Genomic DNA, 12,161 nt, shown 5'->3' with positions numbered 1-12,161 from the left:
CGGGGCCGGGAAAGGGCGCTCAACAGGTACCGGTCCGAGGCCCCGAGGCCGGTGATCATCACCCCTTTGGTGGCGAGTTGGCACCGTCCGTCTTGGGGACGTCCGAGAGTTGTCCTCGTGTTGTCACGCTTCACGACCGGCTGTTCCGATGAGTTCGCCGCGAGCGCATGGTCTATTCATGCGAGGGCGACGACAACGCCGCCGACACTCTTCGCATCCGACGTGGAGGTGCGCCATGTGCTCACACCGGTCTTCGTGCCCGTCCGCGGACATCGCCGCCCCGCACATCGTTTCGGCCCATCCCGAGCAGGGCTGGAACCTCCTGTGCAACGGCGCGATCGTCTTCGACGACAGTGGCGAACTGCTTCCCGACGGCAGCGTGATCGCTCCGCACCGGGTGTTCGCCGGCCAACTGGCCGTCGCGGCCTGATCCCCGCTCGCCGCCTCGCCCCGCGGCCCTACGCCAGCACGGCGAAGCCGTCGAGTTCGACCAGCGCCTGCTCGTCCCAGAGGCGGGCGGCGCCGATGACGGCCATCGCCGGGTAGTCGCGGCCCGCCAACCGGCGCCAGATGCGCCCGAGTTCGGGAGCGTGAGCGCGGTAGTCGGCGACGTCCGTGGCGTAGACCGTGACCCGGGCGAGGTCGGCCGGCTCGCCGCCCGCCGCGCCCAGCGCGGTGAGCAGATTGGTCAGTGCCCGCTCGAACTGCAGGGGCAGGGTCTCCCCCACCACCTTGCCGTCCACGTCGAGCGCGGTCTGTCCGGCCAGGAAGACGACACGGGAGCCGGTGGCGACGACGGCGTGCGAGAAGCCGGTCGGCGGGGAGAGCTCGGGCGGGTTGACGCGCTCGGCGGTCATGCGGACCCCGTTTCCTGTGTCTGTTCGGCGGTCATGCGGACCCCGTTTCCTGTGTCTGCTGTTCGGCCATCCGGTACAACTCCTTGGCGATGACCGCCCGTTGGACCTCGCTGGCCCCCTCGTAGATACGCGGCGCACGCACCTCGCGGTAGAGGTGTTCGAGGAGGTGGCCGCGCTGCAGGGCACGGGCGCCGTGCAGCTGGACGGCCGCGTCGACGACGTGCTGGGCCGTCTCGGTCGCGAGCAGTTTCGCCATCGCCGCCCTCCGGGGTACGTCCGTGGCCCCCTCGTCGTACGCCGCCGCGGCCGCGTACACCATCAGGCGGGCCGCCTCGGTGCGCAGTGCCATGTCGGCGACCTGGTGGGCCACGGTCTGCAGGTCCTTCAGCGGGCCGCCGAACGCCACGCGCCGCGTCGTGTGGGCGAGGGTCGCGTCCAGCGCGGCCTGTGCCATGCCGACCGCGAACGCGCCCACGCTCGGCCGGAAGAGGTTGAGGGTGTGCATGGCGACGCGGAACCCGTGGTCGGGTTCGCCGAGGACGTCGTCCGCCGTGACGGGTACGGCGTCGAAGGCGAGGGCGCCGATGGGGTGCGGGGAGAGCATGTCGAGCGGGGTGCCGGTGAGTCCGGGCCGGTCGGCGGGGACGAGGAAGGCGGTGACGCCGCGGGCTCCGGCGTCGGGCGCGGTCCGCGCGAAGACGGTGTAGAAGTCGGCCTCGGGGGCGTTGGAGATCCAGCACTTCTCGCCGGTGAGCCGCCAGCCGCCGGAGCCGTCTGCGTCCGCCCGGAGCGCCAGCGCGGCCGCGTCCGAGCCCGCGCCGGGCTCGCTCAGCGCGAAGGCGGCCACGGCGCCGCCGTCCGCGACCCGCGGCAGCCAGTACTCGCGCTGGGCCGCGGTGCCGTACGCGTGGACCGGATGGGCGCCGAGCCCCTGAAGGGCCAGCGCCGTCTCGGCCTCGGTGCAGACCTGTGCCAGGGACTCGCGCATCAGGCAGAGGTCCAGAGCGCCGGAGGTGAACAGGCGGGAGAGCAGGCCGAGTCGGCCGAGTTCGGCAACGAGCGGTCGGTTGACATGACCGGGCTCGCCCTTGTCTGCCAGTGGGCGCAGTCGGTCCGCGGCCAGCGTGCGCAGCTCGGCACACCAGGCGGTCTGCCCCGGATCGAGCGAGAATGCGGTCATTGCCCGTCCCCTCTCCCCATCGGACGCCACCCACGTTATCGCGAACTGTTGACTGTCGTCACCAACACGATACGCTCCTTGTGCGAGCCCACCACGACGCCCACCAAGGCAAGGGGGCGAACCCTCCATGGACCCTGTGGATCCCGTGGATCAAGCGGATCCCGCGGACACCTTGAGGCCGGCACTCTCGGCCCACGTCGACACTTTTCCGCGCGACCATCTCCCGCCCCCGGAGCAGTGGCCCGAACTCCATTTCGACCTGCCCGGCCTCCGCTACCCCGTTCGGCTGAACTGCGCCGCCGAACTCCTCGCAGACACCGACCCCGAGCGCCCGGTGTTCCGTACGCCGTCCGGTGACCCGTGGACGTACGGACAGCTGCGCGCCCGTGTCGACCGCATCGCCCATGTGCTCATCGGCGAGCTGGGCGTCGTCCCGGGCAACCGGGTACTGCTGCGCGGCCCCACCACACCGTGGCTGGCCGCCTGCTGGCTGGCGGTGCTGAAGGCGGGCGCGGTCGCCGTCACGGTGCTCGCGCAGCAGCGGTCGCACGAACTGAGCACGATGTGCGACATCGCGCGGGTGACGCACGCCCTGTGCGACATCCGCGCGGTCGACGACCTGGTCAAGGCGGAGATCCCCGGGCTGCGGGTCACGACGTACGGCGGTGACGCGTCCGACGATCTGCTGCTGCGGATCACCGGCGCGCCGGACGAGCCCTTCGAAGCGGTGGACACCGCCGCCGACGACGTGGCGCTGATCGCGTTCACCTCGGGCACGACCGGACGGCCCAAGGGCTGTATGCACTTCCACCGCGATGTGTTGGCGATAGCGGACACGTTCTCGAAGCATGTGTTGCAGCCACATGAGGACGATGTCTTCGCGGGCAGTCCTCCCTTGGGATTCACCTTCGGGCTCGGCGGTCTCGTCGTCTTCCCCCTGCGCGCCGGCGCCTGCTCCCTGCTGCTCGAACAGGCGGGACCCAAGCAACTGCTGCCCGCGATCACCCAGCACCGCGTCTCCGTGCTGTTCACGGCGCCGACCGCCTACCGGGCGATGCTGGCGGAGCTGGACGACCACGACATCGGGTCACTGCGGCGCTGTGTGTCCGCGGGCGAGAACCTGCCCGCGGCGACCTGGCGGGACTGGCACGGGCGCACCGGGCTGCGCATCATCAACGGCATCGGCGCCACCGAGCTGCTGCACATCTTCATCTCCGCCGCCGACGGGCACATCCGCCCCGGCACGACGGGCCTGCCGGTGCCGGGGTGGCACGCGCGCGTGGTCGACACCGACGGAACGCCCGTGCCGGACGGCGAACCCGGTCTGCTCGCCGTGCGCGGCCCGGTCGGCTGCCGCTATCTCGCCGACCCGCGCCAGCGCGAGTACGTACGCGGCGGCTGGAACATCACCGGCGACACCTATGTGCGCGACCAGGACGGCTACTTCCGCTATGTGGCCCGCGCCGACGACATGATCATCTCGGCGGGGTACAACATCGCGGGGCCCGAGGTCGAGGACGCTCTGCTGCGGCACCCGGACGTGGTCGAGACGGCGGTCGTCGGACGGGCCGACGAGGCACGGGGGCAGGTCGTGGTGGCCTACGCGGTGCTCAAGGAGGGCGCCCACCGGGACGCCGAGGCGCTGCGCGCCTTCCTCAAGTCCGAGCTGGCGCCGTACAAATGCCCCCGCGAGATCGTCTTCCTGGACGCGCTGCCACGCACCGCCACGGGCAAACTCCAGCGGTTCAGACTGCGTGAGGAGGCCGGTGCCGACATCCCGTCACCAGCCGCGCCCGAGAGCTGCTTGCCCGCGCCCGAGAACGTCCTGTCCACGCCCGACGACGACTTGCCCGCGCCCGAGGACGACTTGTCCACAGGCGGCAGCCCCAAGTGATCTTCGCGCACTAGAGTGATCAACGTGTCAGAGCAGCACGCCCCCCGGTCCCTCATCGTCACCTTCTACGGCGCGTACGGCCGTTTCATGCCCGGCCCGGTGCCGGTGGCCGAGTTGATCCGGCTCCTCGCCGCGGTCGGCGTGGACGCGCCCTCGGTGCGGTCGTCGGTCTCCCGGCTCAAGCGCCGCGGGCTCCTGGAGCCCGCGCGCACCGCGGCGGGCGCCGCGGGATACGCGCTGTCGCCGGACGCGCGCCAGCTGCTCGACGACGGCGACCGACGGATTTACGCGTCGGCGCCTCCCGAAGACGACGGCTGGGTGCTCGCCGTCTTCTCCGTACCCGAGTCCGAGCGGCAGAAGCGGCATCTCCTGCGCTCGCGGCTCGCCGGTCTCGGCTTCGGCACGGCCGCGCCCGGAGTGTGGCTCGCCCCCGCGCGGCTGTACGAGGAGACCCGGCACACCCTGGAGCGGCTGCGCCTCGATCCGTACGTGGAGCTGTTCCGCGGCGAGCATCTGGGGTTCGCCGCGACGGCCGACGCGGTGGCGCGCTGGTGGGACCTGGCCGGGATCGCCAAGGAGCACGAGGCGTTCCTCGGCCGGCACGCGCGTGTGCTGCACACCTGGGAGGGACGCGCGGACACCTCGCCCGAGGCGGCCTACCGCGACTATCTGCTCGCCCTCGACTCCTGGCGCCATCTCCCGTACACCGACCCGGGGCTGCCCGCCGCGCTGCTCCCCGGGGACTGGCCGGGCGCCCGCTCGGTCACCGTCTTCCGGGCCCTGCACGAGCGACTGCGGGACGCGGGAGCGGAGTTCGCCGGGGTACCCCCCTGGTCCGGGTACCCCGACGGCGGATGACCTCGGTCCTGACTGACCTGGCTGTCCTCAAGTGCCCAGTGTGAGGCGGGGCTTGGGGGCGTCGGTGCGGCCGGTCTGCGGGCGTCGGCTGCCCGCGCGGTAGGGCATCGGCCAGCCGACACCCGGCCCCTCGTAGCCCTGTTCGGCCGCCGCGTGCAGTGTCCAGTGCGGGTCGTACAGGTGCGGACGCGCGAGCGCGCACAGGTCGGTCCGCCCCGCCAGGATCAGGGAGTTGACGTCGTCCCAGGAGGAGATCGCGCCGACCGCGATCACCGGGAGCCCGGTCTCGTGGCGGATCCGGTCGGCGTACGGCGTCTGGTACGAGCGGCCGTACTCGGGGTGCTCGTCCGCCACCACCTGGCCGGTCGACACGTCCACCGCGTCGGCGCCGTGCGCCGCGAAGGCCCGCGCGATCGCCACCGCCTCGTCCCCGGTGGTGCCGCCCTCGGCCCAGTCGGTGGCGGAGATGCGCACCGTCATCGGCCGCTCGAGCGGCCACACGGCCCGTACCGCGTCGAACACTTCGAGCGGGAAGCGCAGCCGCTTCTCCAGTGATCCGCCGTACGCGTCGGTGCGCCGGTTGGTCAGTGGCGACAGGAACCCGGAGAGCAAGTAGCCGTGGGCGCAGTGCAGTTCGAGGAGGTCGAAGCCGCAGCGGGCGGCACGGCAGGCGGCCGCGGTGAACTGCTCGCGCAGATCGGTGAGCTGGGCGCGCGACAGCTCGCGGGGTGTCTGGCTGTCCGGCTTGTACGGGAGGGGGGAGGCGGCCACGAGCGGCCAGTTGCCGTCCGGCAGGGGCTCGTCGATGCCCTCCCACATCAGCCGGGTCGAGCCCTTCCGGCCGGCGTGGCCGAGTTGGAGGCCGATCGCGGTGCCCGGCGCCTGCCCGTGCGTGAAGTCGACGATCCGCCGCCAGGATTCGGCCTGTCGGGCGGTGTAGAGGCCCGCGCAGCCGGGCGTGATGCGGCCCTCCGCGCTGACGCACACCATCTCGGTCATCACCAGTCCGGCGCCGCCGAGAGCCCGCGCGCCCAGATGGACGAGATGGAAGTCGCCGGGGACGCCGTCCACGGCCGAGTACATGTCCATCGGCGAGACGACGACACGGTTGCGCAGGGTCAGGCCGCGCAGCCGGAACGGGGTGAACATCGGCGGGGTGCCGGGCGGGCAGCGGAACTCCCGCTCGACCGCGGCCACGAAGTGCGGGTCGCGCAGCCGCAGGTTGTCGTGGGTGACACGGCGGCTGCGGGTGAGGAGGTTGAACGCGAACTGCCGGGTGGGCTGGCCGAGATAGCGGTCGAGGTTCTCGAACCACTCCAGGCTGGCGCGGGCGGCCCGCTGGGTGGAGGCGACGACGGAGCGCCGCTCCTCCTCGTAGGCCGCCAGCGCCTCCGCCGGCGACGGCCGCTCCTCCAGACAGGCGGCCAGCGCGAGGGCGTCCTCGACGGCGAGTTTGGTGCCGGACCCGATGGAGAAGTGGGCGGTGTGGGCGGCGTCGCCGAGGAGCACCAGATTGCCGTGCGACCAGCGGTCGTTGACGATCGTCCGGAATCTCGTCCACGCCGACCTGTTGGCGCGCAGCGGGCGTCCGCCGAGCGTGGCCGCGAAGATCTTGCCGCACCGCTCGACGGACTCCTGTTCGTCGAGGTCCGCGAACCCCGCGGCCCGCCAGACCTCTTCGCGCATCTCGACGATGACGGTGGAGGCGTCGGCCGCGTACGGGTACGCGTGCAGTTGCATGACGCCGTGTTCGGTCTCGGCGATCTCGAAGCGGAAGGCGTCGAAGGCGAAGTCGGCGGCGAGCCAGATGTAGCGGCAGCGGTGTTCCTCCACGGACGGCCGGAACACCTCCGCGTACGCCGCGCGGGTGAGGCTGTGCACGCCGTCGGCGGCGACGACGAGGTCGTACGCCGTCATCAGAGTGTCGACGGGCGGGGCCTCGGCCGTGAAGCGCAGGTCGACGCCCAGCGATCGGCAGCGTTCGTGCAGGATCTCCAGGAGTCGGCGCCTGCCGAGCGCGGCGAAGCCGTGGCCGCCGGAGGTGTGGCGCACCCCGCGGTGCACGATGTCGATGTCGTCCCAGCGGACGAACTCGGCCTGGAGCGCCGCGTACACGACGGGGTCGGCGTGCTCGATGCCGCCGAGGGTCTCGTCGGACAGGACGACGCCGAAACCGAAGGTGTCGTCGGGCGCGTTGCGTTCCCAGACGGTGATCTCGCGGGCCGGGTCGAGGCGTTTGAGGAGGGCGGCGGCATAGAGTCCGCCGGGCCCGCCGCCGATCACCGCGACGCGCATCGCACCGCCACCCGCACGCCCGGCCCGCGTACGCCCGTCACTCCCTGCGCCGGCACGCCCGTCAGCCCCTGCTCCCGCATGCTCGTCAGTCCCTGCTCCCGCACGCCCGTCAGTCCCTGCTCCCGCACGGCCATCACTCCCGGCCCCGGCACGGCCTTCGCGGTCCTCGCCGCCTGTGTCCACGCGCATCCCGTGCTCACCTCCCCCGCCACTTCGGGGCCCGCTTCTCCGTGAAGGCCGCGTGGAACTCCGCGTAGTCCTCGCCGTTCATCAGCAGGGCCTGGGTCGCGGCGTCCAGTTCGACGGAGGCGGCGAGCGGCATGTCCAGTTCGGCGGTGAGCAGCGCCTTGGTCTGGGCGTACGCCAGGGCCGGGCCCTCGGCGAGACGGCGGGCCAGTGCCTGCGCGCCCTCGTCGGCGTGCCCCTCTTCGGTGAGCTCGCTGATCAGGCCGATGCGCTCGGCCTCGGGCGCCCGCACCGGTTCGCCGAGCATCAGCAGCCGGGTCGCGTGACCGAGTCCGACCACGCGGGGCAGCAGATAGGCCGCGCCCATGTCCCCGCCGGACAGCCCGACGCGGGTGAAGAGGAAGGCGAAGCGGGCGCTCGGGTCGGCCACCCGGAAGTCGGCGGCCAGCGCCAGCACGGCGCCGGCGCCCGCCGCCACCCCGTGCACCGCCGCGATCACCGGGAACGGGCATTCGCGTACGGCCCGGACGACCTGCCCGGTCATCCGGTTGAAGTCGAGGAGCTGGGCGGTGTCCATGGCGAGGGTCGCGCCGATGATCTCGTCGACGTCGCCGCCGGAACAGAATCCGCGGCCCTCTCCGGCGAGCACCAGGGCGCGGACGGACCGCTCGCGGGACAGCTCGGCGAGCAGGTCGCGCAGGTCGGCGTAGGCGCCGAAGGTGAGCGCGTTGAGTTTCTCGGGGCGGGCCAGGGTGACCGTGGCGACGCCGTCGGTGAGCTCGTACCTCAGATGCTGCCAGTCGGGGGTGCGGGTGGCGGAGCCGGTGAAGGGACTCATGACGTGCGGCCTCCTCGGGCGGGGGCGACGCTCTGTGGCTGTTCAACGAAGTTATCACTCATCTGTGACCGTCGTCATGAGTGCGCGATAGGGCGGTCGTGGCGACCACGGAACGACGGTGTGCGGTGACGCGCAGCGAGTGTCGCAAGGTGCCGTGACAGCCGCGACGCGAGACAACGGTCACACCCCGCGGAGCGACCCCGGTCCGTCACCGCGTCACGGATCATCGATAGCCGTGTAACGGCGGGAGCACACGGGGGACGCGGCCCGTTCGCCTGGGTACACAGCCCCGTATCGGACCGAACGTCCCGAAAGGAGCCGCCGACGCCATGGGGACAGACCGGATGATGTCCCGAGAAAGCCCGCCGAGCGCGTTCGCCCGGTGTCGCCGTACCATTCCTAAGGTTGAAAGCAGGATCGCCTGCTCCACGAACGGACCCGACTTGCACGACACCCCAGCACCCGCCTCCTGGCGCATCGCGCTGCCGCACACCGTCGCGGCCGTGCCCGTCGCCCGCGCTCTGGTCCGCACGGCACTCGCCGAGCGGGAACACGCGGCCGACAGCGACACCGCCGAGCTGCTCACGGCGGAGCTGGTCGCCAACGCCGTCGAGCACACTGCGGGCGACGGGCCCATAGAGCTGGTCGTGGAGCTGATGCCGACCGGCTGCCGGGTCGAGGTCCACGACCCCGACCCGGTGCCGCCCGTCGATCTCACGCTCCCGCATCCGCCGGGCGAGCCCGACCCCTGGCAGGAGCACGGGCGCGGCCTGCTGCTGCTCCGCGCCCTCAGCTCGTCCTGCGGGCACCGCCCGACCGACTCCGGCAAGGCGGTCTGGTTCAGACTGCCTGTGGTTCCCGCTCAGCGGCGTCCGGTGCTGTAGCGGCCTCCGCGTCGGCTCCGGCGCGGTCACCGGTCCGGGCCAGCCGGGAGTGGCGGCGCCCGTAGAGGACGTACACCAGGGATCCGGCCACGAGGAAGGCGGCGAACTGGAGCCAGGTCGTCCAGCCGGTCTCGTACATCAGATAGAGGCAGAAGCCCACGCCGAGCAGCGGCACCACGGGGTAGAGCGGCACCCGGAAGGTGCGGGAGAGGCCGGGCTCGCGGCGGCGCAGCGCGATCACCGCGATGTTGACCGCCGCCATCACGGCGAGTGTGCCGATGGTGCACAGGTTGACCACGGAGTCCAGGGACGCGAAGGCAGCGGGGAGCGCGAAGACGATCGCGACGATCAGCGTGCCGGCGACCGGCGTCGAGGTCCTCGGCGAGACCTTCTCGAAGACGCGCGGGACCAGGCCGTCGCGGGACATCGACATCAGGATGCGGGTCTGGCCGTACATCACCGCGAGAACGACCGAGGCGATGGCGACGACCGCGCCGAAGGCGATCACTCCGCCGCCCACGGTGGAACCGGTGACCTCGTTGACGACATAGGACAGCGCGGCGGGCCTGCCACCGACCTTGTCCCCGCCGATGGCGCCGATCGCGGCCAGGGCGACGGCGCAGTACCGAGGCCGAGAGTTCGGGGGAAGGTCGCGCGGCGACCCCGGAAGGGATGGCTCCGGGGCCGCCGGACATCGTACGGAGAAGTCAGGCCAGCGTGGCGACCAGGATCGCCTTGATCGTGTGCAGCCGGTTCTCGGCCTGGTCGAAGACGACGGAGTGCGCCGATTCGAAGACCTCGTCGGTGACCTCCAGCGAGTCGAGGCCGTAGGTCGCGTGGATCTCCCGGCCGACCTTGGTCCCGAGATCGTGGAAGGCCGGCAGGCAGTGCAGGAACTTGACGTCCGGGTTGCCGGTCGCGCGCAGCACGTCCATGGTCACGGCGTACGGGGAGAGGGCGCCGATGCGCTCGGCCCACACCCCTTTGGGCTCTCCCATGGAGACCCAGACGTCGGTGGCGACGAAGTCGGCGCCCCGCACCCCGTCGGCGATGTGCTCGGTGAGGGTGATGCGGCCGCCGTTCTTCTCGGCGAGTTCGCGGGCCTGGGCGACGATCTCGTCGGCGGGCCAGTAGGCCTGCGGGGCGACTATCCGCACGTCCATGCCGAGCAGCGCGCCGGTGACCAGGTACGAGTTGCCCATGTTGAAACGGGCGTCGCCCATATAGGCGAAGACGATCTCGCCGATCGGCTTGGCGCAGTGCTCGGTCATCGTGAGGACGTCGGCCAGCATCTGGGTGGGGTGCCAGTCGTCGGTGAGTCCGTTGTAGACCGGCACTCCGGCGTAGGCGGCCAGTTCCTCCACCGCGGCCTGGCTGTCTCCGCGGTACTCGATGGCGTCGAACATCCGGCCGAGGACCCGGGCGGTGTCCTTCACGGACTCCTTGTGGCCGATCTGCGAGCCGGACGGGTCCAGATAGGTGGTCGAGGCACCCTGGTCCGCCGCCGCCACCTCGAAGGCGCAGCGCGTGCGCGTCGAGGTCTTCTCGAAGATCAGCGCGATGCTCCTGCCCACCAGGTGACGGGTCTCCGCCCCGGCCCTCTTGGCCGCCTTGAGCCCGGCGGCCAGCTCGACCAGACCGCGGAACTCTTCCTCGGTGAAGTCCAGCTCCTTGAGGAAGTGGCGGCCGGCGAGGGCGGTCGGGACTGTCGCCATGGGGGCGCTCCAGGGATGACGGGGGACGAGGACGGGACGGACGTCTGGAATTCTATACGACGTCCGACATTAATATGCGGTCCTTCGTTCGACTCCCGCTATACCGGGTCCCTTTCGACGGGGCAGCTCATGCAGCGCGGGCCGCCCCTTCCCCGCCCGAGCTCACTGCCCGGGATCTCGATGACCTCGATTCCCTGCTTGCGCAGATGCGTGTTGGTGGTGGAGTTCCGCTCGTAGGCGATGACGACGCCCGGCTCGACGGCGAGCACGTTGCAGCCGTCGTCCCACTGCTCCCGCTCGGCCGCGTGCACGTCCTGCGTGGCGGTCAGGACACGGATCTCACTGAGGCCGAGCGCCGCGGCGATGGCGCGGTGCATGTGCTCCGGGGGATGGTCGGTGACCTTCAGCTCCTTGTCCCCCGCGCCCGGCTCGATAGTGTACGAGCGAAGCATGCCGAGCCCGGCGTACTGCGTGAAGATGTCGCCGTCGACCATCGTCATCACGGTGTCGAGGTGCATGAGCGCCCGCCGCTTGGGCATGTCGAGCGCCACGATGGTGCTCGCCGAGCCCGCCGCGAACAGCTTGTGCGCGAGCATCTCGACGGCCTGGGGTGTCGTCCGCTCGCTCATGCCGATGAGCACGGCGCCGTTGCCGATGACGAGCACGTCGCCGCCCTCGATGGTGGACGGATAGTCCGCCTGCCCCTCCGACCAGACGTTGAAGCCCTCCTCACGGAACAGCGGATGGTGCCGGTAGATGGCCTCGAAGTGCACGGTCTCGCGCTGCCGGGCCGGCCAGCGCATGGCGTTGATGGAGACCCCGTCGTAGATCCAGGCGGAGGTGTCACGGGTGAAGAGATGGTTGGGCAGCGGCCGCAGGAGGAAGTCGTCGAGGTCCATGACATGGAAGCGCACGGAGGTGGGTTCCGCGTGCGCGTCCAGGAACTCGCGCTTGGTCATGCCCCCGACGAGCACGGACGCCAGCTCCTGCGCGGGCAGGGTCTCGAAGGCGGCCCGGAGGTGGTCGGTGGCGAGCGGCCCGTACTCCTTCTCGTCGAAGACCCGGTCCAGGACGAGCGACCTGGCCGCCGGGATCGCCACGGTCTCGGCGAGCAGGTCCCCGAAGAGATGGACGGTGACCCCACGGTCGCGCAGCACATCGGCGAACCCGTCGTGTTCCGCGCGCGCCCGGCGCACCCACAGCACGTCGTCGAAGAGCAGAGCGTCCTTGTTGCTGGGGGTGAGCCTTTTGAGCTCGAGATCGGGCCGGTGCAGGATGACGCGGCGCAGCCGGCCGGCCTCGGAGTCGACATGGAATCCCATGTCTCCATCCTGACCATCCGGACGCGTGTTCACCCGCGGATCGCCCGAGCCGCACCGCATTCATTTCGTCCTCTTGACGATAACTGCGCCCAGCCGTTATCGTCCCACTGACGACAACGCGGGGCAGTAAGT

Annotated in this window: 10 protein-coding genes and 1 pseudogene; 4 read left to right on the top strand and 7 right to left on the bottom strand. The window is 71.3% G+C overall.

All coding sequences use genetic code 11. From position 1 onward, the window contains the following. Positions 1–235: 235 nt before the first annotated feature. Complete coding sequence (locus ABZX90_RS00900; RefSeq protein WP_351121350.1) at positions 236–430, top strand: DUF5999 family protein; 195 nt, start codon at positions 236–238, stop codon at positions 428–430. 28 nt (positions 431–458) lie between these two features. Here the strand turns inward: ABZX90_RS00900 and ABZX90_RS00895 are convergent, their stop codons facing one another. Both ABZX90_RS00895 and ABZX90_RS00890 read right to left on the bottom strand, forming a co-directional pair. Beyond that, the gene (locus ABZX90_RS00895) at positions 459–857 is read right to left on the bottom strand and encodes a RidA family protein (protein WP_351121352.1); all 399 of its coding nucleotides are present in this window, start codon (positions 855–857) and stop codon (positions 459–461) included. 31 nt (positions 858–888) lie between these two features. Continuing rightward, positions 889–2,037, bottom strand: a complete 1,149-nt coding sequence (locus tag ABZX90_RS00890; protein WP_355200612.1) for an acyl-CoA dehydrogenase family protein — start codon at positions 2,035–2,037, stop codon at positions 889–891. Positions 2,038–2,164: 127 nt separating this feature from the next. Here ABZX90_RS00890 and ABZX90_RS00885 point away from each other — a divergent pair, with 127 nt between their 5' ends. Together ABZX90_RS00885 and ABZX90_RS00880 are read left to right on the top strand one after the other, a co-directional pair. Then, positions 2,165–3,931 carry an AMP-binding protein gene (locus ABZX90_RS00885; RefSeq protein WP_355200610.1) on the top strand — a complete coding sequence of 589 codons (1,767 nt, stop codon included), beginning with the start codon at positions 2,165–2,167 and terminating at the stop codon, positions 3,929–3,931. Positions 3,932–3,946: 15 nt separating this feature from the next. Beyond that, a complete protein-coding gene (locus ABZX90_RS00880; protein ID WP_355200608.1) occupies positions 3,947–4,789 on the top strand; it encodes a PaaX family transcriptional regulator C-terminal domain-containing protein in 843 nt (280 codons plus the stop codon). 27 nt (positions 4,790–4,816) lie between these two features. On the opposite strand, the gene ABZX90_RS00875 is transcribed toward ABZX90_RS00880, so the two are convergent. Further along, complete coding sequence (locus tag ABZX90_RS00875; RefSeq protein WP_355200607.1) at positions 4,817–7,084, bottom strand: bifunctional salicylyl-CoA 5-hydroxylase/oxidoreductase; 2,268 nt, start codon at positions 7,082–7,084, stop codon at positions 4,817–4,819. 196 nt (positions 7,085–7,280) lie between these two features. Continuing rightward, positions 7,281–8,108, bottom strand: coding sequence for an enoyl-CoA hydratase family protein (locus ABZX90_RS00870; protein ID WP_355200605.1), 828 nt, complete (start codon positions 8,106–8,108; stop codon positions 7,281–7,283). Between the two features lie 416 nt (positions 8,109–8,524). Between ABZX90_RS00870 and ABZX90_RS00865 the strand changes: the two genes are divergently transcribed. Further along, positions 8,525–8,992 (top strand): ATP-binding protein, encoded by a 468-nt coding sequence (locus tag ABZX90_RS00865; RefSeq protein ID WP_355200864.1) that lies wholly within the window; start codon positions 8,525–8,527, stop codon positions 8,990–8,992. On the opposite strand, the pseudogene ABZX90_RS00860 reads toward ABZX90_RS00865, so the two are convergent. From ABZX90_RS00860 to ABZX90_RS00850, 3 genes and pseudogenes are all read right to left on the bottom strand, one after another. After that, positions 8,949–9,617, bottom strand: a pseudogene (locus tag ABZX90_RS00860) (APC family permease); the annotation flags it as partial. The gene ABZX90_RS00865 and the pseudogene ABZX90_RS00860 sit on opposite strands and share 44 nt — an antisense overlap. 82 nt (positions 9,618–9,699) lie before the next feature. Next, positions 9,700–10,707, bottom strand: a complete 1,008-nt coding sequence (argF, locus tag ABZX90_RS00855) for an ornithine carbamoyltransferase (RefSeq protein WP_351121364.1) — start codon at positions 10,705–10,707, stop codon at positions 9,700–9,702. Positions 10,708–10,805: 98 nt separating this feature from the next. Then, positions 10,806–12,029, bottom strand: coding sequence for an arginine deiminase (locus ABZX90_RS00850; RefSeq protein ID WP_351121366.1), 1,224 nt, complete (start codon positions 12,027–12,029; stop codon positions 10,806–10,808). Positions 12,030–12,161 lie beyond the last annotated feature (132 nt).

The sequence above is a fragment of the Streptomyces sp. NPDC002935 genome (genome assembly GCF_040611295.1).
Lineage (GTDB): Bacteria > Actinomycetota > Actinomycetes > Streptomycetales > Streptomycetaceae > Streptomyces.
Note: the sequence above shows the minus strand (reverse complement) of the source record. Positions and strands in the feature narration are given on the sequence as shown.

Coding starts and splice junctions, on each gene's coding strand:
- ABZX90_RS00900 (WP_351121350.1), top strand. CDS start 236: ATGTGCTCACACCGGTCTTCGTGCCCGTCCGCGGACATCGCCGCCCCG.
- ABZX90_RS00895 (WP_351121352.1), bottom strand. CDS start 857: ATGACCGCCGAGCGCGTCAACCCGCCCGAGCTCTCCCCGCCGACCGGC.
- ABZX90_RS00890 (WP_355200612.1), bottom strand. CDS start 2,037: ATGACCGCATTCTCGCTCGATCCGGGGCAGACCGCCTGGTGTGCCGAG.
- ABZX90_RS00885 (WP_355200610.1), top strand. CDS start 2,165: ATGGACCCTGTGGATCCCGTGGATCAAGCGGATCCCGCGGACACCTTG.
- ABZX90_RS00875 (WP_355200607.1), bottom strand. CDS start 7,084: ATGCGCGTCGCGGTGATCGGCGGCGGGCCCGGCGGACTCTATGCCGCC.
- ABZX90_RS00870 (WP_355200605.1), bottom strand. CDS start 8,108: ATGAGTCCCTTCACCGGCTCCGCCACCCGCACCCCCGACTGGCAGCAT.
- argF (WP_351121364.1), bottom strand. CDS start 10,707: ATGGCGACAGTCCCGACCGCCCTCGCCGGCCGCCACTTCCTCAAGGAG.
- ABZX90_RS00850 (WP_351121366.1), bottom strand. CDS start 12,029: ATGGGATTCCATGTCGACTCCGAGGCCGGCCGGCTGCGCCGCGTCATC.